The sequence below is a fragment of the Arthrobacter sp. TJ-254 genome (genome assembly GCF_058269175.1).
In genome coordinates this window covers 482,948-506,090 of sequence record NZ_JBZCNF010000001.1, presented here as the reverse complement: position 1 = coordinate 506,090, position 23,143 = coordinate 482,948, and the positions used below count along the sequence as shown (strand labels likewise).

Genomic DNA, 23,143 nt, shown 5'->3' with positions numbered 1-23,143 from the left:
GGCCGGCGCCCAGGGGCACCGGCCTTCTTCATTCATTCCGTGCGCTTAGCGGGTGTAGTACCCGTCAACCTGCATGGCGCTCACGTCGTGGACGAGGGTGCCCTGCGAGGGGTTGAGGGCGCTGATCATCTTGCCGCCGCCGAGGTAGATGCCAACGTGGCCTCCACCGTTCTGGCTGACCAGGTCACCGGGCTGCGGGTTGCTGGTCGGCTTCAGGGCTGCGAACTGGGCCCAGGTGGTGCGGGGCAGGTCGATGCCGTGCTGGGCGTAGACCCACTGGACGAAGCTGGAGCAGTCCCAGGTACCGAACCCGGTGCCGCCGTACACGTAGCCCGCGCCAACGCCCTGCATGGCCGTGGCGACGATGCCGCTCTTGGCTGCAACGCCGATGGGCTGGATGTTCGCACTCTGGCTGCTGATGCCCATCTGGCCGGCAGTTGTGACTGCGGCGGTCTGGATCGGCGCAGCCTGCTCTGCCGGAGCTGCAGGCTGGGCCGGAGCGGCCGGAGCGGCCGGAGCGGCCGGAGCCGGTGCCGCTGCGACACCTTCACCGGAGATCACAACGGACTGTCCCGGGTAGATAACCGATGACCAGCTAAGGCCGTTCGCTGCGAAGATCGCATCGAGGCTGACGCCGTAGTTGGCCGCGATGAGGCCGAGGGTGTCACCGGCGCGGACCGTGTGGGTCACTGAGCCGCCGTTGGCAGGAGCCGGTGCGGGGGCGGGAGCCGGAGCTGCCTGCTGGACGGGTGCCGGTGCGGCCTGGGCCGACAGGTTGACCTCGCCTGCGGCGCTTGCCGGAAGCGCGGCGCCAAGCATGATGCCCGATGCAGCGACGACAACGGCTGCGGGGCGACCCGCGACACTGGCGCCGGCGGATACTGCACGTGATGCTGTCTTAAGGGGATTCGAGCGGACCGGGGTTGCACGGTGGCGCGCGATTGAACGATTCTTCGACATGATGTTGCCTCTCCCGATGCCTGCGGAGTTAGCTGTCGGGTTCGGATGGGACACCCGGACACACGAAGTTGGACATCTCCCCAGCAGATGTCCGTCATGCGTCTTAACCCCAAGGACCTTTCAAGAAAGGTCCGCTATCGGTTCCCCCGCCCCTGTCGGAAATGTTAAGCGAACGGTCCTTCAGTCACCGACAGGGTTAGGCAGTCTGACGAAGGGCGCCGATGCCGAGTGGCCCGGCGCAGACTCAAGGCTACCTGCGAGATATCGGATTGTCACATTTGGATCACAGCCCGGTAAACGTTGACTAACGACGCGGCCTCTGCGGGGCTTTTTGACAACGCGGACAGGTGTAGGAAGAGCGGTTCATGAAGGCATCGCGCCGGATCAGGGAGGCCACCCCATCCGTCTCGCAGCGCCTGCAGGGCTGCCCGCCCCGTCCGTAGGCGTTGAGTGAGCGGACGAAGTAACCCGACTCCCCGTTGACGTTGACGTAGAGGGAATCGAAGCTTGTGCCCCCGGCATCGAGGGCCCGCAGGAGCACATCCCGCACCGCCTCCACGAGCCGAAGCGTGTCTGGCCTGCGCATTGTCTCGGTGGGGCGCGCGAAGTGGAGGCGGGATGCCCACAGGGCTTCGTCGGCGTAGATATTCCCGATTCCCGAGATGAGCCCCTGGTCGAGCAGCGCCCGCTTGAGGCCCACCCGCCGCTTCCGAAGCCGCTCGTGAAAGGCCTCGAATGAAAAGGCTGGATCGAGCGGATCGCGGGCGATGTGAGAAGCCTCACGGGGAATCAGGGCGAGATTAATCTCACTCGTCCCGCCAATGTGTCCATCCTGGGTGGGCTCGAGGTCGGTGAGGAACATCCCACCGAAGATCCGTTGATCCACAAAGCGCAGTTCCGACGGCAGCGGCGCACCCAGACCGTCGACCGCGGACGAAAGCTCGAGACGGACCTTCAGGTGTTTTTCGGACGGTACCCGCGGTTCCTGCATCAGGATCTGGCCGCTCATCCCGAGGTGCGCCATGAGCGCCACGGAGGGTGTCTTGTCCTCGGGTGCGTCGGCGGGGAGCAGCGGCATCCACAGGAACTTCCCACGGCGGACGACGTCGACGATGCGTGCGCCGGTCAGGTTCCCGGCGAAGTCGTCGGGCCCCAAAGGGTGGCGGCGCAGGGAACGGGGGTCGAGGACCTCCACACGCTCCACGGAGCGGCCGAGGGCCCAGCGGGCCAGACCCCGCCGGACGACTTCAACTTCCGGGAGTTCGGGCAAACTGTGCCTAGCGCCCTTCGACCGGTGCGGTGTCGCCGAGGATTTTCCAGGAAGCGGCGGCTGCTGCCTGCTCTGCTTCCTTCTTTGAGTGGCCTGTTCCGGTTCCGTAGGGGGTGCCCCCGATGACGAGCAGCGCCTCGAAGGAGCGCGCGTGGTCGGGCCCGGTGCCCGTGACCTGGTAGTCGATCAGCCCCAGGCGCCGTGCCGCGGCGGTTTCCTGGATGCGGGTCTTCCAGTCGGTGCCTTCCCCGAGCGCGTCAGAGTCCTTGAGCAGCGGTCCGATCAGGCGCATCACCAGGGCCTGCGCCGTCTCTATGCCGTGGCTGAGGTAGGCGGCGCCGATGACGGCCTCCATGGTGTCGGCAAGGATCGAGGATTTGTCGCGTCCGTTGGTCAGCTTCTCCCCCTGACCGAGCAGGATGTGCTGGCCAAGGTTCAGGCCGCGCGCGACGCCGGCAAGGGCGCGGGTACTCACCACGGCGGAGCGGCGCTTGGCCAGATCGCCCTCGGAGAGTTCCGGGTTGTCCCGGTAGAGGGCATCGGTCACCGATAGCCCGAGCACAGAATCCCCGAGGAATTCGAGACGCTCGTTGGTGGGGATGCCTCCCTGCTCATAGGCATAGGAGCGGTGCGTGAGTGCAAGACGAAGCGTCCCGGCATCGATTTCGACACCGAGACGCTTCGCGAGTTCTTCGATGGGAGGCACGTCTACCTGCGCTTCCGCAGCGACTCGATAGAGCCCTGATGCGGGCCGGTCGCAGCGACCATGTTAGACGTCGGCTACCTTGCGGCCCTTGTACTCAAGGAACAGCGGGGTGCCGGCGGAGTCGGTTACTACCTTTGCCTGGTGGGCAAGGCTGTAGGTGACGCGGCCGTTCTCAACGGTCTTCACCAGTTTGGGGGCAGTTGCCTTCCACTGGGACCGGCGTGCGCGTGTATTGGCGCGGGACATTTTCCGCTTGGGAACAGCCACGACTAACTCTCTTCTCTCTCGTCTGACTCTGTACGTGGTGCCGCATCATTCTCAGCGACAGTGCCGGCCAGCCCTGCAAGGGCGGACCAGCGAGGATCCAAAATTTCGTGATGATGGTCCGGGTCGTCATTAAGGCGCGCTCCGCATTCGGAACACAGGCCCTTGCAGTCCTCCCGGCACACCGGCTGGAACGGCAGCGATGTAACAACTGCGTCCCGCAGCACTGGTTCAAGATCGATCGCATCGCTCTCAACCCGGTGCAGCTCTTCTTCATCTTCAGCGTCGAGCGACTCGGAGTCACCGTAGTAGAAGAGTTCCTGAATCTCCACATCGCTTGTGTATCGGATGGGAGTCAGGCAGCGGCCGCATTCGCCCGTTACCTCGACGTCTGCGGTGCCCGATACCAGAATTCCCTCATGAACCGCTTCAAGCCGCAGGTCCAGTTCCATTGTGGAACCTTCCTGCACGCCAATCAGCGCCACGCCGAAATCCTTGGGTGCGGGTACATGTTCTTCGATTGTCCGCATGCTTCCCGGGCTGCGCCCGAGGTCTTTGACACTAAAGATCAAAGGCGAACTGAGATCGCTTTTAATGGTGACTCCTGTAGAACATATGACCGACATATCATCCTAGCCTGACATGCTCCCTCAGCCCAAAACGCGTACTCTCCGGCCCAGCCCCACCCATCCCGCGCCGGCCGGGGATCGACCGGCTCGAATTGCCACGGGCGGCTTCGGAGGCCCGTGCGGCACTTCTTGCCCGTCACCGCCTCCTCCCGAGGATACGGCACGGCTCTGAAATAGATGCCCCACCGCCTTACCTCGCCTGATCTGAGGGAGTACTGTCCTTCTTATGCCGCATATACGGATACGCGACGCAGCGAACTACCTCGGCGTGAGCGATGACACCGTCCGCCGCTGGGTCGAGGACGGAACCCTCCAGGCCCGCCGGTCCGGGTCGGGGATCCTGGAGGTTGACGGTGTGGAGCTTGCCGCGCTAGCGCGGAAACGGGCGGTGGTGCTCGGCGACCCCTCCCAGGGGGGAAGCTCCGCGCGCAACCGGTTCGTCGGCCTGGTCACGAAGGTGACCGCAGACACCGTCATTGCCCAGGTCGAACTGCAGTGCGGGCCGCACCGCGTTGTGTCCCTGATGAGCTCCGAAGCAGTCCGGGAACTGGGCATTGAACCGGGGAGCGTTGCAGTGGCCGTCGTGAAGGCAACCGCAGTCATCGTCGAAACTCCGCTGGGGCAGCGGCGGCCATGACAGCCCGCAAACTGCGCCGCGGCGTCCTTGCCGCCGGACTCGTGGCGGCCCTGATGTCCGGGGGCTGCGCCGGCGGCCCGGAGCCATCGGGAAATGGCGAGCGGAGCCCGGTGAACGTCTTCGCCGCGGCATCGCTGCGCGCAGTGTTCGAGCAGGTGGCGGCCAACTACGAAGAGAATAATCCCGGGGCTGAAGTGGTCCTCAATTTCGCCGGTTCGTCCGATCTCGCAACCCAAATCACGGCCGGGGCACCGGCCGACGTTTTTGCTGCGGCCGATACGGCGGTCATGCAGCGCCTCGTTGACGACGGGCTGATCGACGGGGCGCCCTCCAACTTCGCCGGCAACACTCTGACCATCGCTGTTCCGCCCGGCAACCCGAAGGAAATCACCAGTTTCGCGGACCTCGCGCGCCCCGCGGTGAAGGTGGTGGCATGCGCCCCCCAGGTGCCGTGCGGCGCCGCTGCCCAAAAAGTGCAGCAGCAGGAGGGCGTGCGGCTCTCACCCGTCAGCGAGGAGTCCTCGGTCACTGATGTCCTCGGCAAGGTCGTCTCCGGCGAGGCAGACGCCGGTCTGGTCTACGTGACCGATGTGGCCGCGGCCGGACCGAAGGTCGAGGAAGTGAAGCTGGCCGACTCCGCAGCGGGGAGGACCACCTACCCGATCGCGGCGGTGCGCGGCGGAAACACCGAAGATGCGCGCCGCTTCATTGCCGCCGTCCTGAGCCCGTCAGGTGACCGGCTGCTTCGCGCGGCGGGCTTTCGGCCGCCGGAGGAATCCGGATGAGGGCTGGCGGCTTCAGCCGCAGCTACCGGGACGGCGGCGCTCCTCCCCCGGCCCGCACCCGGGTCCCTGGCGTCCCGGGATGGGTCTTCGCCGTGGCCGGACTCGGCGCCCTGTTCATCCTCCTTCCCCTCGCCGCGATGCTGCTGCGGGTCGACTGGAGCCGGTTCATCCCCCTGGTGACCTCGGACTCCTCTCGGGCCGCCCTGGTGCTCAGCGCAAAGACTTCGGCTGCGGCGACCGTCCTCTGCGTGGTGGTTGGAACCCCCATGGCCCTGGTGCTCGCGCGGAGCACGTTTCCGGGCCAGAAGATCCTCCGGTCGCTGGTCCTGCTCCCGCTTGTGCTGCCCCCGGTGGTGGGCGGCATCGCCCTCCTTTACGTCTTCGGGCGCCAGGGGCTGCTGGGCGGCACGTTCGGGGCACTCGGGATCGACATCGCCTTCTCAACCACCGCCGTCATCCTTGCCCAGACTTTTGTCGCACTGCCTTTCCTGGTGCTCAGCCTCGAGGGGGCGCTGCGCAGCGCAGGCGGCCGGTATGAGGCAGTGGCCGCGACGCTGGGAGCCTCACCCTCAACGATCCTGCGCAGGGTGAGCCTGCCCCTCGTCCTGCCCGGCCTGCTCTCGGGCGCGGTCCTGTCCTTCGCCCGTGCGCTTGGCGAATTCGGCGCGACCCTGACATTTGCAGGCAGCCTGCAGGGGGTCACCCGCACGCTCCCTCTCGAAATCTACCTGCAGCGCGAAACCGATCCTGACGCGGCCGTTGCGCTGTCGCTCGTGCTTGTTATCGTTGCAGGAATCGTCGTCTCACTGGTCCACCGGTCCGCTGCGGCAGGCCGGCAGTGAGTTTCACCTTCTCCGCCTCTGTTGCCGCACGGAGCTTCGACGTGCGGTTCTCAATTGACGACGGTGAGACCCTTGCCCTCCTGGGTGCCAACGGTGCGGGCAAGTCCACGCTCCTTGCCGTCGCAGCGGGGCTCCTGCGCCCCGACGCCGGCCGGGCGGAACTGAACGGGCTCACCCTCTTTGACGGCCACTTCTTCCGGGAGCCGCACAAACGTGGGATTTGCCTGCTGTCCCAGGACGCACTGCTTTTCCCTCACATGAGCGTGCTCGACAACGTTGCGTTCGGTCCGCGGAGCGCCGGGGCATCGAGGGGGGCGGCACGGGAGCGGGCCCTGCACTGGCTGGGCGAAGCCGAAGCGCTCGACCTCGCAGAAGGACGGCCGGCGGAGCTGTCTGGCGGCCAGGCCCAGCGCGTCGCCGTAGCACGGGCCCTTGCCGCCGAACCCGAACTGCTGCTTCTCGATGAGCCGTTCGCCTCGGTGGATGCCGCCGTCGCCCCCGCCCTGCGGAGGATGCTCCGCAGGGTCCTCACGGGACGCAAGGCAATCATCGCCACGCACAATGTCCTCGACGCGCTGATGCTCGCCGACACCCTGGCCGTGCTGGAGAAGGGCCGGGTCGCCGAGGCAGGCGATGTCCGGGCGGTGCTCGAGCGTCCGCGCAGCGCATTCGCGGCGGGGCTTGCAGGCCTGAACTTCGTTTCGGGCCAGAGCACAGGTCCGGGGCTTCGAGGCCAGGACGGCGTCGCGATCGAAGCGGGTGCGGAGCCCCTCCTGCAGCCCGGGTCACCGGCCGCCTCGGTGTTCAGTCCGCGGTCCGTTTCGGTTTTCCTTGCGCCACCGGCGGGCAGCCCGCGCAATGTCATCCCGGTCACCGTGACCGATCTCGAACCCCGGGGCAGCTTCGTCATCGTGCATGCCGGGCACCTGAGCGCCGAGGTGAGCGCGGCGGCGGCAGCCGAACTGGACCTCGGGCCGGGCTCGCCTGCCTGGTTCGTTGTGAAGGCGGCCGCAGTCAGCCTTTACCCGCTCTAGCCCCCCGCTGCCCGGACGGACCCGCGCGGCCACGCGTACTCAGCGCGTTGGGCGCCCTTGGTGCGGGGAACCGGGGAGCAGGTCAGACCGCCGACTTCTCCCCGGCGCCGGATTCCTCGCCTTCGCGGCGGTCGAGTTCCTCGGTGAGTTCTTCGTGGCGGGCGTCGGTTTCCGGGTCCGGCTCGCCCTCTTCGACATATTCCTTGTCGAGCTGGCGGTGCACCTTGCTGTTGAGGACCTCGACTTCTTCGTCCTGGAGCGTTTCCAGTTCCTCAGGGAACTCCTCATCAGGCGAAATCCGGGTCCGATCTCCCACAGCGTGAACTCTCTTCCGTGTTAAAAAGCAGGCAAACGTGAAGACCCGATCATACGCACTAAAGGAGCCGGCGACATTCAGTACCCTTAGCACCGGCGGTGCTAGGCGGACTCCTGCTGACGCAGGCGCCGGAGCACCGCTTTGGGGACGAAAGGAGAGATGTCACCGCCAAGCGCTGCAACTTCCTTGAGCAGCGTGGAGGACAGGTGGATGTAGCTGCTCTCGGCGGGAAGGAAAACGGTTTCGACGCCGGCGAGCTGGCGGTTCATCGTCGCCATGGGGAGCTCGTAGTCGAGATCGTGGCTCGACCGCAGGCCTTTGACAATGACGTTTGCGCCATGGCTGCGGCAGAACTCGGCGAGCAGCCCGTTGCCCAATGGGAGCACGGAAACGCCCCGCAGGTAGGTGAGGGTTTCCCTGGCGATCTCAAGCCGTTCCTCGAGGTCGAAGCGGTACTTCTTTGAGTAGTTCGTTGAAACGGCAACGATGACCTCGTCGAAAAGGCTCGCGGCCCGGGCAATCACCTCCACATGCCCGTTGTGGATTGGGTCGAAGGATCCGGGGCAGACGGCACGGCGCATTCCTCTAAACTACCCACCTGTGAGGGTTGATGCGGGAAGGCACTCCACGCAGCGGTGATACTTGAAGTTATGACCTCCTTCCGCACCGCCCAGGGGCCGGGCCCCAAGAGCCTGCCCGAGGCCTGGGAGCGTACCGCCCGCGGCGCCAATATCCTCGGGCCGGGCGGCGAGCTGGGCATTACGATCTTCGAGGAGATCACGGCCCTGGCTGCCCGGGAAGGTGCGATCAACCTCGGCCAGGGGTTCCCGGATGAGGACGGGCCCGCCGCGATCCTCGAGGCCGCGCGCGCGGCAATCGCCTCCGGCGCCAACCAGTATGCGCCGGGAAAGGGGGTGCCTGCCCTCCGCGAAGCAATCGCCGCCCACCAGCAACGGTTCTACGGTCTCGAACCCGATCCCGAAACGGAGATCATCGTCACCACCGGGGCAACCGAGGCCATCGCCGCGGCGGTCCTTGCCCTTGCGGGGCCGGGTGACGAGGTGCTCACTTTCGAGCCGTTCTACGACTCCTACGGGGCAGTGATCGGTCTTTCGGGTGCAACGCACACCACGGCGCCCCTCCGCGCCCCGGACTTCCAACCGGATCTCGATGCCCTCGAAGCTGCGTTGAGTGAACGCACCAAGCTCATCCTCATCAACAATCCGCACAACCCCACGGGTTCGATGTTTTCCCGGGAGGCGCTTGGGCGGATTGTCGAACTCGCGGCCCGGTACGATGCCATCCTGCTGACCGACGAGGTGTATGAGCACCTCACCTTCGGCCGGCAGCATGTGCCTGTGGCATCCCTCCCGGGCGCCGGCGAGCGCACTCTCACTGTCTCCTCGGCCGGGAAGACGTTTTCGGTGACCGGCTGGAAGATCGGCTGGCTCAGCGGACCCGCCTCCCTGGTGGGCCAGGTGCGGACGGTGAAGTCATTCCTCACCTACAGTTCGGGCACCCCCTTCCAGGGCGCCGTCGCACTCGGCCTCGCCTTGCCCGACTCGTATTTCGACGGTATCGCCCAGGTGCTTGCCGCCAAACGCGACCTCCTCACCGCGGGGCTGGGAGCTGCCGGGTTCCGTGTCTTCGACTCGCAGGCCACCTACTTCGTTGTCGCCGATGCGGCCCCGCTGGGCGTCACCGACGCCACCGAGTTCGCCCGCCGCCTGCCCGCCCTGGCCGGAGTTGCGGCAATTCCGGTACCCGTCTTCTGCCATGCCGAGGGCGCCCGCGAAACCCGCACGCTCCTGCGTTTCGCCTTCTGCAAGAAGCACGAGGTCCTCGAAGAAGCGGTGGCCCGCCTCGGAGCCGTAAAGGATCAGCTGTGAGGACCAAGCTGTGAAACGCTCCTCCGTCCCGTCCCGCTGGCTGCGCGCTGCAGGCGCCCACGCCGAGCTCGATGAGGACGCGTTCATCGAAGGGGCCTACATCCTGAGCATCGGGGGCGCGCAGCAGTCGCACGTGAACCTCGCCCGGCCCGACCGCGTCTTCTACGAGTACCTGCGCCGGATCGCGAACGTGATCGACCTCGCCGGGCAGCCCGGTGAGCCGCTGCGGGTGCTCCACCTCGGGGCAGGTGCCCTGACCCTGGTGCGTTACGTCGAGGCAACAAGGCCCGGGTCAGAGCAGACGGCGGTTGAAATTGAAAGGGAGCTCCTCGACTTCGTCCTCGAGCACATGCCGCTGGCCGACGGCACCCGCTGCCGGATCATCGTCGACGACGCCGCCGCGGCTGTCGCAGATCTTCCGGACGGCGCATTCGACGTCGTCGTGCTTGATGTCTTTGCCGGTTCAGACGCCCCGGCGCACCTGACCGGCGCCCCGTATTACAGGGAACTGCTGGGGCTCACCGCACCGGGGGGCGTGGTGCTGGTGAACGTGGGAGATGATCCGCCGCTGGCGTTCGTCCGTCGTCAGGCTCGGGCGCTGGCCGAAGTAGCCGGCGGTTACGCGGCCCTCGGCGAGAGCGGGATGTTCAGCGGCCGCTACCCGGGAAACATCGTGCTCGCTGCAACCATGGAAGCCTGGCCCGCGGCCTGGACCGGCCTGCTCACTGCGGCAGGACCACACCCCGCAACGGTCCTCACCGGCCTCGATTACGAGGAGTTCGCCGAGCACGGCGGCGCGGGGCGCTAGGGCCGCTGCGGCCGCATCCGCAATAAGGTTGCCGGCGCAAAACACCGGTTGCAGTGCCCTTGGCTGCCTGCCTATCCTGATCGCACCTGTTGCCGGGTACGGAGCTACCCTGACGAAGGGACGCCGAAAATGGAAGCGCCAACCATAGTGGCTCCGAGCGTCACCGCACGCGGCGCAAGGCGGCGGTCATGAAAATCCGCATGTTCCTGGCTGCTGGTGTTGCCGCTGCTGCGGCCGCGGTTGCGCAACAGCGGCGCCGCCGGCCGTCGCCCGACGCCCGGGAACGGTGGCGCACCGTCACGATCTATGCGCCCGCTGAGCGCGCAGTTCCCGGCGGGATCTATCCGGCGCCCCTCGAAGCGCTGCGTCAGAGCGTCGACCTGCGGACGCAGCCGGCTCCGGGCGACAAGGGAACCGAGATAGCGGCCCGTCCCCGCCCGGGCGCCGCCGACGGAACAGTGGAAAAGCTCCGCACCGCGCTGCGGCAGTCCAAGGAGGTCCTTGAAGCCGGCGAACCCCTGCGCAACGAGCCGCGGCCGCACGGCCACCGGCCCTCAACCGCCGCAGGAGCCGTGGTGGACGCCTTGGAGCGGCGGTCGCGGGGAAAGGGGATCCTGTGAAAGCGCTGACATGGCAGGGGATCAACAAGATTGGCATTGAGACGGTGGCCGATCCCCAGATCCTCAACTCGCACGACGCCATCGTGAGGGTGACACGGACGGTGACGTGCGGGTCCGACCTCCACCTGATCGGCGGATATGTTCCGACGATGCGCGGTGGCGACGTTTTCGGCCACGAGTTTGTCGGCGAAGTCGTGGAGGTGGGCGGATCGGTCGTGAAACACCGGGTCGGCGACCGCGTTGTCGTTTGCTCATTCATCGCGTGCGGGAAGTGCTGGTACTGCAGGCACGACCTTTTCTCCCTCTGCGACAACGGCAACCCCAACGACGCGATTCCGGAAACCCTTTGGGGATCACCGCCCGGAGGCTGCTTCGGGTATTCCCATGCGCTGGGCGGCTGGGCCGGGAGCCACGCCGAATACATCAGGGTGCCCTATGCCGACGTCGGCGCGTTCCAGATTCCTGACGCGGTGAGTGACGACCGCGCGCTCTTCGCTTCCGATTCCGCTCCCACGGGCTGGATGGGTGCCGACCTTGGCGGTGTGGGCCCCGGCGACGTCGTCGCGGTATGGGGCGCCGGCGCGGTGGGCCAGATGGCGGCCCGCGCAGCCATCCTCAAAGGCGCCGCGCGGGTCGTGGTCATCGACCGCTACCGTTACCGCCTCGACCAGGTTTCTCACTACATCGGTGCGGAGACCCTCGACTACACCGCCAGCAACGTCCTTGCAGAGCTCAAGGAGATGAGCGGAGGCCGCGGTCCCGACGTCTGCATTGAGGCGGTGGGAATGGAAGCGCATGGCCGCGGCATCCCGGGAGCCTACGACCAGGTGAAGCAGCAACTGCGGCTGCAGACGGACCGGCCCACCGCGGTTCGCGAGGCCATCCACGCGTGCCGGAAGGGCGGAAGCGTGTTCGTGCTTGGTGTCTTTGGCGGCGCGGTCGACAAGTTTCCCCTCGGAGCGATCATCAACAACGGATTGACGGTCCGCGGCGCCCAGCAGCACGGCCACCGGTACATCCCCCGCCTGCTGAACCTGATGGCCGCCGGAGAGCTGAAAACCGAACACCTCGCAACCCACGTCCTGCCGCTCGAGGAGGGCCCCCGCGGGTACGACCTCTTCAAGAACAAGAAGGACAACTGCGTCAGGGCAGTCTTCATCCCCTGATTGGCCCGCTCCAGCTGCATGGTGCTTAACGGTCAATCGGGACCGCACCGCCCCGGCGCGCGCCGCGAAGCCCCTAATAGCCAGAAGCGCCCCGGGATGGTTTGATTGAACAAGCGGTCTCTTCCGCTGCCATCGGGATCCTGGCGTCCGCTAAAAGCGGGCAAAGCGATCCTGGTGGACTATCAATCGGCGGGCCTGCAGCATTGCTTCGCGCGCCGAATGAAGGGATACCTATGAACGAACCTAGTCGTTTGGCGCCGGGAGACAGTTTCCCGGAAGATCTCACTACCCTCGACAGCAGCGAGGTCGAGGTGCTCAACAGCAAGGTCCACCGCGAAATCGACTCCGAGTACATCACGTACGGGGTGCCTGATCCTGAAACGCAGGCCCGCCTCGCCGAGATCACCGAGGAGTTGGACCGCAGGGACGACGCTTCAGCCGAAGGTTTCCAGCCGGTTCTCCTGTCGGAAACCAGGCCTTAAGCCGCTGAAGCGCAGGAAAGCCCGTTTCCACGGGAAAAGACATCAGGGTCAAGGAGCGGCCCCGATGTCTACCTCCACTTTCCGGCAGTGCCGTTGTTAGCCGGCGGTTTCCTGCCATCCCATGCCTGCTGGCCCTTTCCATACCAGCCGCGCTGGCGTTTCATCTTCCTCATCTCCCTGCTTCATCTGCCGCGGCACCTCCTCCCGCCGGCATCGCCTCCATCGCACTGAGGCAGACGAGACGTGAGCCCGGGCCACGCGCATGGCACTACATTCATCTGACGCACCTCCCATCCAGTGCACCGGGCGCCCCGAATAACCCTTGTTCCCGGCGGACGCCCCACCTTACGAACCTCTTCGTGAGTATCCTTGGACGGTGCCGAGTCTCCGGGTCCGGCCCGAAGCAGAGCCGAGTCAACCAAGGAAACCGAAGGGGCGCAATGAGGGAGCAGGGTGCGACGCGGTACCTCCGCTCCGGCTTCCTGACGGCCCTGATCGTCCTTGTCAGCGCCACCTCCCACGTTCTCGGGGGTGGCACCCTTCCCGCTCCCGGCATCATGGTCCTGACGGCGGCCCTGCTGATGGTTCCAGTGACGGCGCTCGCCGGACGGCCCCTGCCCATCCCGGCCCTGGGGGCCATCCTGCTGGGGGGCGAGGTGATGCTTCATTCGGCCTTCACCACCTTTTCACTTGCCGCGGCGCCGGCCTCCTTGGGCGGGCCTGTGTGCTCCGGCGCGGTGGTGTCCGAACATCACGGTGCGCCCGCCCTTGACTGCGGCACCGCCCTCGGAGCAGCCGAAAGTGCTGAACCGGCGCAGGGCATGATGCTGCTTGCCCACGTCCTCGCCGCCACCGTGCTCTCAGTGGGCATCGCCAAGGGCGAGGCTGCGGTGCTGCTGCTGGCCGCCTGGCTCGCCCCGCTCGTAACCCCGCCGACGCCGCCGGTGGGCGTTCCTGCCGGCCGGAACCTCATCCTGTACGGCTCCCCCGAGGTCCCGCAGCGCTGGCGCTACCTGCGTGTGCCGCTCCTGCGCGGCCCACCTGTCGCAGTATTTCCGCGCCTGCTCCCGTTCTGACCGGCGAGCCGCAGCGGAATACCTAGCGACCACTTAACTTCTTGATCCGGAAAGGCGTACCCGCCGCCGGACACCCGAAAGGCACTTTCATGAACCCGCGATCCCACCACCGGCACGCCCTGAGAACCGTTGCAGCCACCGTCACCACGGCCGGCCTCCTGGCCGTTGGCGCAGCGGCTGCAACCGCCCATGTCACGGTTTCGCCGCAGTCAACCACCGAGAACGGCTATTCGCAGCTCACCTTCAGCGTCCCCAACGAATCGGAAACCGCCGGCACCAGCAAGATCGAGGTCGAACTCCCGAAGGACGCCCCGTTCACCTCCGTGCGGGTCAAGCCCCTCGAAGGCTGGAAGGCGGAAGTCATCACTGGAAAGCTTCCGAAACCGGTGACAACCGAGGACGGCGCCACGATCACCGAGGCACCCACAACCGTCGTCTGGACAGCGGAGAAGGGCTCAGAAATCTCGCAGCAGGAATACCAGACGTTCTCGATCTCGGTCGGCAAGCTTCCGGCGGCGGGCACCACTGTCACCCTGCCTGCTGCGCAGCACTACACCGACGGCTCGGTCCGCGAATGGGACGAACCGACGGCTGAGGGTAAAGAACCGGAGAGCCCGGCACCGGCGTTCGTCACGACGCCGGAGGAAGGCGGAACCGGACACGGATCGGGCCACGCAACCACAGCCGCGGCGGAGCCGGCGGACGACGCCGTACCGGCTTCCGCGACCGAATCGTCGGGCAGCAGCGCCGCCGGTTGGGCCGGCCTCGTCGCCGGGCTGCTCGGACTCGCGGCCGGCGGCACCGCCCTTGCACGTAGCCGCCGGACCAGCAGCGGATCCTGAGGCGCCGGGGGCAGCCGAAGCTGCCCCCGGGTCTTACCGGCTCAGGCGTAGACGTTCTTGAGGAACGTCCCCCAGGCGTGGGCAGTGGTTCCGCTGTCCGCGGCTCCGCTGAAGTCGTGAACAGTCATGCCCACCGGCGCCCCAAAGGCGTTGCGTCCGAAGAACCGGTAGAGCGCATCATCAGAGCGCAGGCCCAGGAAGTTCTCGTTGCGGAAGTCGACCTCCGCCTCGACTGCGCCCGTGCCGGGATCGAACGTGACGCGCTCCCCTTGCCTAGTTCCGCTGACTCCGAGCGCTTCGACGAGGCGGTTGAACCCGTCCGGCGTATTCGACGTGTCGGGCGCCTTGATGTCGGTGAACACCACCGGCCTGCCGTCGAAGTGGCGCAAGTACTGGTCGAGGGTGTGAAGGTAGAAGATTGTGTGCCGTGACGCGCCGTCGTACTGGGTCTCCCAGTCGTCAACGAAGATGCCGCTGTGAACGTAGTGGAGGTGCGTTCGTCCGCCTTCGAGCGGGGTCAGGACGTGTTCGAGCTGGTTGAACCACCCATCCGGGCCCTCAATGCGGCCGACCCGGTGGGTCGGATATTCATCGACCGGCGTTTCCTCGGGCCACTCGTCCGTCGGGAACATCCAGGCGGGTGTTCCGCTGGTGACGGCTTCCCACACACGCTCGGGGGTGCCCGAGAGCTCGGTGTCCACGACGATTTCGAATTTCTTCTCAGTGCTCATTGTCTAGCTCCTTTGCTACGGGGTTGGGGATTGCGCCGCCACCATAGGGTGGAGCGCGACGATGAGCCGGTGTCTGCGGCCCGTCGATGAACTGGGGTCGGAGTAGGTCTCAACCAGCCGTGCCACCGTTGAGCCGAGCTCTTCGGCGAACGCGGCACGGTCGGCGGCGGTGCGGAAAGTGATCTCACCGTCAATGGCGAAGGTGGCCAGTGGCTTGCGGGCAGCCGAAGCACCCGCGATGAGCCTTCCCATCTCCTGGACCATCCGCGAAGCGAGTGCCAGAAGCCAGAAGGCCGAAAACCTGTCGGTGAACCGGCGCGGATCGGGTGCGACGGCGGCGAGTGCTTCAGGGGAAATGACGAACGAAGAAGCGGCGGAGCGAACGATCCGCTCGGTGACGTTACCCTTCCTTCGCTCCTCGACCAGCTCGACGAGCCCCACACCCTCAAGCGCCTTCAGGTGGTAGTTCACCTTCTGCCGGGTCAGTCCGACCCTGGTGGCCAGCGCCGTCGCCGACGCCGGCTCCACCAGCTCCCGCAGGATCCGCGCCCGGATGGGATCGAGCGAGGATGCGGCGGCTGCCGGATCGTCGATGACCTTGATGTCCATGGACTCAGGATGCGACCGACAATATTTATTGTCAAGAAAAACTTTTTAGTCGGTCACGCCTCGGCGGGTTCGAGGTACCACAGGCGGGTTTCACCGTACTTCTTCTCGGCGAAACGCTCGAGCCCCTCGGGCCAGGCCGGTTCGGGCGAACGCGAGGACCGTTCAAGGACGACGACGGCACCCGGGGCGAGATGCGGCACGAGCCGCTTCAGGATGGTGATCAGCGGGTCGTCCTCAAGCGGGTAGGGCGGGTCGAGCAGCACGAGGTCCCAGACCTGGTCCTCACCGGCGCGTTCGAGGTAGGACTCGACCTTCGCCCTGTGAACCCGTACGGCCGTCCACCCCAGAACCTTGTTGATCATCCCGGCGTTCTTCTGCGCCACGGCCGCAGGCTTATCACCCGATTCGACGAGGTCGACCGTCGCGGCTCCCCTGCTGGCGCTTTCGATGCCAAGCGATCCCGAGCCTGCGAAGAGGTCAAGGACGTGAGCGCCGTGGATCGCGTTGTAGGCCTCGAGCCGTGAGAAGAGCGCTTCCTTCACCCTGTCGGTGGTGGGGCGCGTTCCCGTTCCAGGAACACTGGTCAGGGTTGTCCCTCCGGCTGCCCCGGCAATGATGCGCGTCATTCCTTCACTCTAACCGCGTTCTAGGAAGGCTTCCCGCTCCGGGTTGAGGTACAGCTCGATTGCCGCGGCGAGTCCTGGGTGCTCGAGCAGATCCGGGTCCTCTGCGACGATCTCCTGTGCGTCGGTTCGTGCCTTTTCGATGATTTTTCCGTGCTGGATCACCTTGAGGAACCGAAGTGCGGAGGATCCGCCGGACTGGGAGGCTCCGAGGATGTTCCCTTCGCGGCGGAGTTCGAGATCCTTCTGGGAGAGTTCAAACCCGTCGGTGGTTGAGGCGACCGCCGCCAGGCGTTCCCTGCTGGGGTGCTCCGGTTCGAGCCGGGTCACGAGCAGGCAGGTGCCGGCGTGGCCGCCGCGGCCAACCCGTCCGCGGAGCTGGTGGAGCTGGGAGATGCCGAAACGGTCGGCATCCATGATGACCATCAGGGTGGCGTTGGGGACGTCGACGCCGACCTCAATCACCGTGGTTGCCACGAGCAGTTGGATCGAGTTCTCGTTGAACCTGGTCATGACGTCGGCCTTTTCGAGCGGGTCCATCCGTCCATGGAGCATGCCAAGGGCGATGCCCTGGAGCTGCGGCGCCGTCTGCAGGGAGTCGTAGAGTTCAACGACGCTGGTCAGCTCCTGCGGAGCGCGGCCCGCCTCCCCCTGATTGTCGGGCTGGTACAGCTCAAGCGCCGTCGGGTCGTCTTCCTGGGTTACGGTGCCGGAATCGCCGATCTTTGGGCAGACGACGTAGACCTGGCGTCCTTCCTCAATCTCCTCGCGCGCCCGGGACCACACCCTGTCGATCCACGCCGGGTGTTCAGTGAGGCCCACCTCGTGGGTGGTGATGGGCGAGCGTCCCGCCGGCAGCTCGGAAAGCGTGGACACCTCCAGGTCGCCGAAGACCGTCATTGCAACGGTTCGCGGGATCGGAGTGGCGGTCATGACGAGGACGTGTGGTGAAGCGGCGGCCTTGGAGCGCAGCGAATCGCGCTGCTCCACTCCGAAGCGGTGCTGTTCGTCGACCACGATCAGTCCCAGGTCGAAGAACTGGACGTTTTCCGAAAGCAGCGCGTGCGTTCCGATGATGATTCCCGCTTCCCCCGACGCGGCCTCAAGCATGGCGCGCTTACGCTGCGCCGTGGTGAGCGATCCGGTGAGCAGCACCACCCGGGTTCCATCGGCGGCACCCCCGAGCATGCCTCCCTCTGCAAGCGGCCCGAGGGTCCGGGTGATCGACTCGTAGTGCTGGGCGGCGAGCACTTCGGTCGGCGCAAGCAGTGCGGCCTGCCCGCCGGCGTCGATGACCTGCAGCATGGCGCGCAGGGCCACGAGGGTCTTTCCGGAGCCGACCTCCCCTTGGAGCAGCCGGTTCATTGGATGGTCCCGCGCCAGTTCGGCTGCGAGAGTCTGCCCTATCTCCTGCTGGCCGCGGGTAAGGGTGAACGGCAGGCGTGAATCGAACTGGTCGAGTAGGCCACCCGCCGCCGGCGGCCTGGATGTTGCATCCTCCCGGGCGGTCAACGCCCGGCGCCGCGCCAGCGCCGCTTGAAGGACGAAGGCTTCCTGGTACCGGAAGCGGTGCTGGGCGCGGTAGGCGTCTTCAACCACGGTGGGGCGGTGGATGAGCTCGTACGCCTGGGAGAGCGTCATGAGTTTGTCGCGCCGCGCGATCGCATCGGGGATCGGGTCGTGGAGCTGCTCCCGGTCGAGGGTATCGAGCACGGTCCCCACGGCCAGGGCGATGCGTTCGCTGCTGACCTTCTCCGTGGCCGGGTAAACGGGGATTGGCTGGTCAACGTATTGCGGGTCGTCGTCGTCCTCGTCGAGCAGCACGTAATGCGGGTTGGTCAGCGACAGCTTGCTCCGGTAGACGGTGACTTTTCCGGAGAACACCGCACGCACGCCCGGACGCAGTTCCTTTTCCGCCTTGTAGCCGTTGAAGAAGGTGAGGTTCATTCCACCGATCCGCCCGTCGGCGTCGTCGGTGATCACCACCTCGAGCAGCATGCCCTTGCGGGTGTGCATGCGGCGCGAGTTCGCCGCCTGTACGCGCGCGATCAGCGTGACTTCTTCATCGACCGGAACGTCGGCGATCGGCGTCAGTTCACCGCGCTTGAGGTAATTCCGGGGGAAGTGGTTGAGCAGCTGTCCCACGGTGAAGAGGTTGAGGTGCTTCGCGAGCAGTTTTGCCTGCGGTCCCAGAAGACGGTCGAGCGGAACGTCGAGCTCCGCGGTGGTCCTGCTACCCATTGCCCTCGGCGAGCAGGGCGTCCCCCGCCGGGAGCGCGCTGGCCAGCTGGGTTACTGCAACATTGTCAGGTTCCCCTGCCTCATAGATCAGTTTCAGCGCGGCTTCGGGCTCCGCCACGTGGACGTGGACCCGCCACCGGTACCCCTCGGGGACCTCCGTGACCGCGCTCATAATGACCGATTCGCCGATTTCATCGAGGTGGAGCCTCAGGGTTGCGGCGTCGAGCGGGCTGAGGTTGATGGTGAACATGATCTCCACCCCGTCGGCGTCGCCGCCTCGGTGAATGTGCGGAGCCTGGATGTCGTAGCCATGAAGCCCGTCGAGGAGTTCGTCCTTGAGTTCCTCGCCGAGGGAGGCAGCCCGCAGCGCGTCGAGGATGAGCAGGAATCCCACGCCGCCGGCGTCGACGACGCGGGCCTCGGTCAGCGCACCCAACTGGCTTTCGGTGTGGATGACGGCAGCCAGCGCGTCGTCGACCGCCGCGTGAAGCGTGAGGGCGAGCGCCTGGTTGCTGTCGTCGCTGTCAAAGGTGGCCGCTTTCTCGGCCGCACCGCGGGCGGCGGCCTCGAGAACCGAGAGCATGGTTCCGGGCACAGGATCACTGAGCGCCGACCAGCTGCGGATCTGTGCCCGGTGGAGGGCTGAAGCGAGCAGCCGGCTGGTCAGGCGCGTCGTCCCGTGGAGGGGTTCGGCGATGGCGCAGAGGAAGACAGCGAAGAGGGTGCCGGAGTTGCCGCGGGCGTCCTCCATGGCGGCTCGTCCAGCCAAGGCCAGGAGGTCGCCAAGGTCGGTCGTGTCGGCGTCGTGCGCGCCTTGGGCGGCGGCCCGCATCGTGAGGTAAAGGTTGGTGCCGGTGTCGCCGTCGGCCACGGGGAAGATGTTGATGGCGTTGAGCCGGTCGCTGTGATTGCCGAGGGACTCTTCGGCTTTGCTTAACCATCGCTTCATCGCTGTCGCGTTTGCGGTGATTTTAGTCTGCAAAGTGATCCCATCCCATGGAAGCTGGAGCCTGCGACCCAAGCGTCACGTGGGGCGTCCCTGCCGTTACCGAGCCTACCGCAGTAAAACGGTGAGGGAGCGTAACGTTTCGGTCAAAGGTCGCCAGCAGCCCGTGGTCTTCGCCGCCACCGAGCACCCACAGCGTGGGGTCGACGGAGAGCAGGTCGGCGGCGGACTGCAGGGGCTGTGTGAGCAGTTTGACGGCGTCGACGTCGAGATCGATCGCCACGCCGCTGGCGCGCGCGATCCGTCCGGCATCGCGGACGAGCCCGTCCGAGACGTCGAGCATTGCCGTCGCGCCGGCGAGTGCCGCTTCGGGGCCGGCCGTGAGGGGCGGCTCGGGGCGGCATTGGGTGTTGATGAGGCCGATTGCCTCGTCGTTGAGTTCGCCGATGTCGAGGGCCGACTCAAGCAGGGCCAGCCCGGCTGCTGCCCTGCCGACGGTTCCTGCGAGAGCGACGACGTCGCCCGGCTTTGCTCCCGAGCGGAGCACCGGCGCCCGTCCCTCGAGGGATCCGGTGACCGCTGCGGTCACCACGATCTCAGTTCCGCCGCCGAGGTCGCCACCCACCACGCCACAGCCGGCGGCACCTAGCTGGTCGACAGCAGCGGCAAGCCCGTCGGCCAGGGACTCAACCCACTCGACCGGCGTGGTGGGGGGAAGGGTCAGGCTGACCACCAGGGCGGTGGCCCGAGCCCCCATAGCGTTGATGTCGCTGAGGTTCTGGGCTGCGCACTTCCACCCGACGTCAAAGCCTGAGGTCTCGAACCCGTTGTCCCTGCGGAGCCGGAAGTCCTTGTCCTGCACCAGGGTGTCGATTGAGAGGACCGTCCGGCCGTCCTGCACCGCAAGCACGGCGGCGTCGTCGCCTGGGCCCACAACGGTGGCTTCCGCCCCAGGCAGGCGCGGAAAAATGCGCTGAAGCAGGGCGGACTCGCTGAGGTCTCCGACGGTAAGAGGCATGGTTCAAAGGTACGGTGCGGCTGTGACTTTCAGCGGAGCACCCGTCACGCTGTCACATCAACAGCGTGAGGGCGTCCTGCCGGGTGCCTAGTTCGATGCCCCTGATGAGTCGAAGAATTCACCGAGTGTGCCGGCGTCGAGCGCTTCAGCTACTTGGGCGATGGCGGCGTCGTCCTTGACGACGATCGACTGCCCGTCCGGAGAGGTTCCGACGCCGAGGTTGGGGAGGGTCGAGAAACGGATGTCCTCGGAGCGGACCTTCCGCAGCGAGACGGCAATGCTACCGGCCGCGGCGGAGTCAAAATCTTCATCAACGCTCAGGTACGGGGAGATTTTCTCGACGACGTCGTGGAGCTTTGCCGGGTTCGTGAGTGTCTCGGCGCTGAGGATTTCGCCAAGCACTCCCTTGATGAACAACTGCTGGTTCTTCACCCGGGTGTAGTCGCCGTCGGAGAAGGCATAGCGTTCGCGGACGAACTTGAGGGCTGACTCGCCCTGCAAAGTGATTGGACCCTGGGCGAAGCTTTCTGCGTCAGGGCCGCTGGAATCGAACGCCGTTGGGTTGTCGACCGTAACGCCGCCGAGGGCGTCCGTCAGGTCCTTAAAGCCTTCGAAATCGACGATTGCAACATGGTCGATTGGGGTGTCGAACAGGCTCTCCACAGTTTCGACGACCAGCGGAACGCCACCCAGGGCCTGTGCGGCGTTGATCTTGTGCTCACCGTGCCCGGGTATTTCGGTCCAGGTGTCGCGCATGATCGACATCACGAAGATTTCCGAACGGTCGGCGGGAAGGTGCATCAGCATCATGGTGTCGGACCGGCTGTCCCCCGAAGCGGCAGGGTCGGACTCCTCCGCACGTGCGTCGCTGCCCAACAGAAGGATATTCCGCGCCCCCTCGGCTGCGGCGGGGCGGTTGCCGGTGGGGAAGGCCGCTTCGATAGTCTGCGTCTTCGAGTCGAAGGTGCGCGCCAGACTGAACAGGTATCCGCCTGCGACCAGCGCCGCAACGAGAACGAGACTGAGCATCACCAGCAGTGTTGTCCGCACGGGGTGCTTTTTCCTGCGGTGGACCATCGGGCCCATTTCTTCGTACTCGTCCGTGTACTGAGTCACACCAATTCCTCTGTTCTGGACCATTTCTTCGGTCTGGAGACCAGCCATCATGGTACCGCCCGCACCCTGGCACACCCGGCGCTGATCCGCCGTCGGAAAGCATTAGGGTGGAAACATGCCACCTCTCCCCCGGCTTCTGCGCGCCGCCGTACCCCTCGGGCTGCTCCTTGCGGGCACTGCCGCGTGTGCGCCCGTCGTCGACGTCGACACTGCCGCTGATGCGGCGAATCCTGCCTGTGCCAGCGTCATGGTTTCCCTTCCCCCGGAGGTGGCCGAGAACAGCCAACGGGAAACGAACAGCCAAGCGACGTCGGCCTGGGGCGACCCGTCAAAGGTGGTGCTTCGCTGCGGAGTGGAAGTCCCGGGGCCCACCACCGACGCATGCGTTTCAGTGAACGACATCGACTGGATCCTCCAAGAGGGCGAGTCGGCATGGACCGCGACAACCTACGGGCGCGACCCGGCCGTTGAAGTGCTGTTCGACCCGGAACAGGTGGCCTCGAGCACCGTGCTGGTGGAACTCGGCGCACCCGTTTCGGTGATCAAGCAGACGCGCGCCTGCATCGATATTTCCGACCAACTCGACCTGCCCGCCGACGGGTAACAGTTATGGAGCGCCCGATGAAAGCTGAACAGATCACCGATCCCTGCACCTTTCATGGGGAGGGGCCATACTGGGATCCGCGCACCTCGTCGCTGCTTTTCGTCGACATGCTTGCCGGTGACGTGCTTGTGCGGGCCGGCGACGGGGCTCCAGTGCGGCATTCGGTTGACCCGAAAGTCGCAGCAGCAATCCGCGGACGCGCATCCGGTGGCTACGTCCTCGGCGTCGAGCGGGGTTTTGCCTTTGCCGATCAAAGTTTCTCCACCATCACGCCAGGGCCTGTTGCCTTCACCGACCCGTCGGTGCGGATGAACGATGGCGGATGCGACCCGCAAGGCCGCTTCCTCTGCGGTTCGATGAGCTGGGAATCGGAGTTCGGCGCCGGTGCGCTTTACAGCCTCGGCACCGATTCGACGGTCACCACGGTACTGCAGGGCGTCACCACCTCCAACGGCCTTCACTTCAATGCCACCGGCGATACCGCGTTCTACACGGACACTCCCACCCAGCGCATCGATGCATTGGATTACGACGCCGACTCAGGCCGGTTCACGGGCAGACGCACCTTTGCCGAGGTTGATCCCTCCATTGGGGCTCCCGACGGAATGGCGATCGATTCCGACGGGGGCCTCTGGATCGCGCTTTATGGCGGCTCGGCCGTCGTGCGGTTCGGCACCGATGGATCCTTGAGCGACCGCATCGAAGTCCCGGCTTCGCAGGTGACCGCCTGTGCCTTTGGGGGTAAGAACCTGGACACCCTCTTCATCACAACATCGCGGCAGAACCTTGGGGACGGCGACGAACCCGCGGCTGGCTCCGTTTTCGCGGCAAACCCAGGTGTCCGCGGGGTCGAGTTGCCCATGTACCAGGGCTAGTCGACGGCGACTCAATGGGCAAGCAGGATCATCCGGCGTGGGAGGGGTCGCACT

At 66.1% G+C, this 23,143-nt stretch carries 27 protein-coding genes and 1 riboswitch; of the genes, 13 read left to right on the top strand and 14 right to left on the bottom strand.

All coding sequences use genetic code 11. The features are described from left to right. Positions 1 to 45: 45 nt before the first annotated feature. The 5 genes from AC4D14_RS02360 to AC4D14_RS02340 all read right to left on the bottom strand — a co-directional run bounded on the left by AC4D14_RS02360 (position 46) and on the right by AC4D14_RS02340 (position 3,772). On the bottom strand, positions 46 to 960 hold the full coding sequence (locus tag AC4D14_RS02360) for a C40 family peptidase (RefSeq protein ID WP_490899975.1): 915 nt from the start codon (positions 958 to 960) through the stop codon (positions 46 to 48). 3 nt (positions 961 to 963) lie between these two features. After that, positions 964 to 1,141, bottom strand: a riboswitch (cyclic di-AMP (ydaO/yuaA leader). A gap of 123 nt (positions 1,142 to 1,264) precedes the next feature. Beyond that, positions 1,265 to 2,230: a bifunctional DNA-formamidopyrimidine glycosylase/DNA-(apurinic or apyrimidinic site) lyase gene (gene mutM, locus AC4D14_RS02355; protein ID WP_490899974.1), complete on the bottom strand. Its 966-nt coding sequence runs from the start codon at positions 2,228 to 2,230 to the stop codon at positions 1,265 to 1,267. Positions 2,231 to 2,237: 7 nt separating this feature from the next. Beyond that, the gene (rnc, locus tag AC4D14_RS02350; protein ID WP_490899973.1) at positions 2,238 to 2,936 is read right to left on the bottom strand and encodes a ribonuclease III; all 699 of its coding nucleotides are present in this window, start codon (positions 2,934 to 2,936) and stop codon (positions 2,238 to 2,240) included. A 63-nt stretch (positions 2,937 to 2,999) separates the two neighbouring features. Then, entirely contained in the window at positions 3,000 to 3,203 is a 204-nt protein-coding gene (gene rpmF, locus AC4D14_RS02345; RefSeq protein WP_120165325.1) for a 50S ribosomal protein L32, read from the bottom strand. A gap of 2 nt (positions 3,204 to 3,205) precedes the next feature. Beyond that, on the bottom strand, positions 3,206 to 3,772 hold the full coding sequence (locus tag AC4D14_RS02340; protein WP_490900475.1) for a YceD family protein: 567 nt from the start codon (positions 3,770 to 3,772) through the stop codon (positions 3,206 to 3,208). A gap of 283 nt (positions 3,773 to 4,055) precedes the next feature. Between AC4D14_RS02340 and AC4D14_RS02335 the strand changes: the two genes are divergently transcribed. From AC4D14_RS02335 to AC4D14_RS02320, 4 genes are read left to right on the top strand one after another with little or no spacing between them, the layout of a single operon-like run. After that, entirely contained in the window at positions 4,056 to 4,466 is a 411-nt protein-coding gene (locus AC4D14_RS02335) for a TOBE domain-containing protein (RefSeq protein ID WP_490899972.1), read from the top strand. Then, on the top strand, positions 4,463 to 5,251 hold the full coding sequence (modA, locus tag AC4D14_RS02330; protein ID WP_490899971.1) for a molybdate ABC transporter substrate-binding protein: 789 nt from the start codon (positions 4,463 to 4,465) through the stop codon (positions 5,249 to 5,251). The genes AC4D14_RS02335 and modA overlap by 4 nt, the downstream gene beginning before the upstream one ends. Then, positions 5,248 to 6,093, top strand: coding sequence for an ABC transporter permease (locus tag AC4D14_RS02325; protein WP_490899970.1), 846 nt, complete (start codon positions 5,248 to 5,250; stop codon positions 6,091 to 6,093). Before modA ends, AC4D14_RS02325 begins: the two co-directional genes overlap by 4 nt. Continuing rightward, on the top strand, positions 6,090 to 7,127 hold the full coding sequence (locus tag AC4D14_RS02320) for a sulfate/molybdate ABC transporter ATP-binding protein (protein WP_490899969.1): 1,038 nt from the start codon (positions 6,090 to 6,092) through the stop codon (positions 7,125 to 7,127). Before AC4D14_RS02325 ends, AC4D14_RS02320 begins: the two co-directional genes overlap by 4 nt. An 82-nt stretch (positions 7,128 to 7,209) precedes the next feature. Here the strand turns inward: AC4D14_RS02320 and AC4D14_RS02315 are convergent, their stop codons facing one another. Together AC4D14_RS02315 and coaD are read right to left on the bottom strand one after the other, a co-directional pair. Continuing rightward, the gene (locus tag AC4D14_RS02315) at positions 7,210 to 7,443 is read right to left on the bottom strand and encodes a hypothetical protein (protein WP_490899968.1); all 234 of its coding nucleotides are present in this window, start codon (positions 7,441 to 7,443) and stop codon (positions 7,210 to 7,212) included. Between the two features lie 101 nt (positions 7,444 to 7,544). After that, positions 7,545 to 8,024 carry a pantetheine-phosphate adenylyltransferase gene (gene coaD / locus AC4D14_RS02310; protein ID WP_490899967.1) on the bottom strand — a complete coding sequence of 160 codons (480 nt, stop codon included), beginning with the start codon at positions 8,022 to 8,024 and terminating at the stop codon, positions 7,545 to 7,547. Positions 8,025 to 8,093: 69 nt separating this feature from the next. Here coaD and AC4D14_RS02305 point away from each other — a divergent pair, with 69 nt between their 5' ends. From AC4D14_RS02305 to AC4D14_RS02275, 7 genes are all read left to right on the top strand, one after another. Further along, a complete protein-coding gene (locus AC4D14_RS02305; RefSeq protein ID WP_490899966.1) occupies positions 8,094 to 9,332 on the top strand; it encodes an aminotransferase class I/II-fold pyridoxal phosphate-dependent enzyme in 1,239 nt (412 codons plus the stop codon). Between the two features lie 10 nt (positions 9,333 to 9,342). Beyond that, positions 9,343 to 10,140, top strand: coding sequence for a spermidine synthase (locus tag AC4D14_RS02300; RefSeq protein WP_490899965.1), 798 nt, complete (start codon positions 9,343 to 9,345; stop codon positions 10,138 to 10,140). A gap of 188 nt (positions 10,141 to 10,328) precedes the next feature. Further along, positions 10,329 to 10,760, top strand: coding sequence for a hypothetical protein (locus AC4D14_RS02295; protein WP_490899964.1), 432 nt, complete (start codon positions 10,329 to 10,331; stop codon positions 10,758 to 10,760). After that, the gene (locus tag AC4D14_RS02290; RefSeq protein ID WP_490899963.1) at positions 10,757 to 11,926 is read left to right on the top strand and encodes a zinc-dependent alcohol dehydrogenase; all 1,170 of its coding nucleotides are present in this window, start codon (positions 10,757 to 10,759) and stop codon (positions 11,924 to 11,926) included. Before AC4D14_RS02295 ends, AC4D14_RS02290 begins: the two co-directional genes overlap by 4 nt. 233 nt (positions 11,927 to 12,159) lie before the next feature. Further along, positions 12,160 to 12,408 carry a hypothetical protein gene (locus AC4D14_RS02285; protein WP_490899962.1) on the top strand — a complete coding sequence of 83 codons (249 nt, stop codon included), beginning with the start codon at positions 12,160 to 12,162 and terminating at the stop codon, positions 12,406 to 12,408. Between the two features lie 440 nt (positions 12,409 to 12,848). Then, positions 12,849 to 13,484, top strand: coding sequence for a hypothetical protein (locus AC4D14_RS02280; protein WP_490899961.1), 636 nt, complete (start codon positions 12,849 to 12,851; stop codon positions 13,482 to 13,484). An 89-nt stretch (positions 13,485 to 13,573) separates the two neighbouring features. Continuing rightward, positions 13,574 to 14,326, top strand: coding sequence for a YcnI family copper-binding membrane protein (locus tag AC4D14_RS02275; RefSeq protein WP_490899960.1), 753 nt, complete (start codon positions 13,574 to 13,576; stop codon positions 14,324 to 14,326). 41 nt (positions 14,327 to 14,367) lie between these two features. Here the strand turns inward: AC4D14_RS02275 and AC4D14_RS02270 are convergent, their stop codons facing one another. From AC4D14_RS02270 to AC4D14_RS02240, 7 genes are all read right to left on the bottom strand, one after another. Next, entirely contained in the window at positions 14,368 to 15,057 is a 690-nt protein-coding gene (locus AC4D14_RS02270; RefSeq protein ID WP_490899959.1) for an SRPBCC family protein, read from the bottom strand. A gap of 15 nt (positions 15,058 to 15,072) precedes the next feature. After that, positions 15,073 to 15,666 carry an ArsR/SmtB family transcription factor gene (locus tag AC4D14_RS02265; RefSeq protein ID WP_490899958.1) on the bottom strand — a complete coding sequence of 198 codons (594 nt, stop codon included), beginning with the start codon at positions 15,664 to 15,666 and terminating at the stop codon, positions 15,073 to 15,075. Positions 15,667 to 15,719: 53 nt separating this feature from the next. Then, positions 15,720 to 16,292 (bottom strand): 16S rRNA (guanine(966)-N(2))-methyltransferase RsmD, encoded by a 573-nt coding sequence (gene rsmD, locus AC4D14_RS02260; RefSeq protein WP_490899957.1) that lies wholly within the window; start codon positions 16,290 to 16,292, stop codon positions 15,720 to 15,722. Positions 16,293 to 16,301: 9 nt separating this feature from the next. Beyond that, positions 16,302 to 18,530: an ATP-dependent DNA helicase RecG gene (locus AC4D14_RS02255; RefSeq protein ID WP_490899956.1), complete on the bottom strand. Its 2,229-nt coding sequence runs from the start codon at positions 18,528 to 18,530 to the stop codon at positions 16,302 to 16,304. Continuing rightward, positions 18,523 to 19,479 carry a DAK2 domain-containing protein gene (locus AC4D14_RS02250; protein ID WP_490900474.1) on the bottom strand — a complete coding sequence of 319 codons (957 nt, stop codon included), beginning with the start codon at positions 19,477 to 19,479 and terminating at the stop codon, positions 18,523 to 18,525. Before AC4D14_RS02250 ends, AC4D14_RS02255 begins: the two co-directional genes overlap by 8 nt. 22 nt (positions 19,480 to 19,501) lie before the next feature. Then, entirely contained in the window at positions 19,502 to 20,494 is a 993-nt protein-coding gene (locus tag AC4D14_RS02245) for a thiamine-phosphate kinase (protein WP_490899955.1), read from the bottom strand. Between the two features lie 87 nt (positions 20,495 to 20,581). After that, the gene (locus tag AC4D14_RS02240; RefSeq protein WP_490899954.1) at positions 20,582 to 21,610 is read right to left on the bottom strand and encodes an LCP family protein; all 1,029 of its coding nucleotides are present in this window, start codon (positions 21,608 to 21,610) and stop codon (positions 20,582 to 20,584) included. A gap of 115 nt (positions 21,611 to 21,725) precedes the next feature. Here AC4D14_RS02240 and AC4D14_RS02235 point away from each other — a divergent pair, with 115 nt between their 5' ends. Beyond that, on the top strand, positions 21,726 to 22,214 hold the full coding sequence (locus AC4D14_RS02235; protein ID WP_490899953.1) for a DUF3515 family protein: 489 nt from the start codon (positions 21,726 to 21,728) through the stop codon (positions 22,212 to 22,214). 17 nt (positions 22,215 to 22,231) lie between these two features. Further along, positions 22,232 to 23,089 carry an SMP-30/gluconolactonase/LRE family protein gene (locus AC4D14_RS02230; RefSeq protein WP_490899952.1) on the top strand — a complete coding sequence of 286 codons (858 nt, stop codon included), beginning with the start codon at positions 22,232 to 22,234 and terminating at the stop codon, positions 23,087 to 23,089. Positions 23,090 to 23,143: the final 54 nt, after the last annotated feature.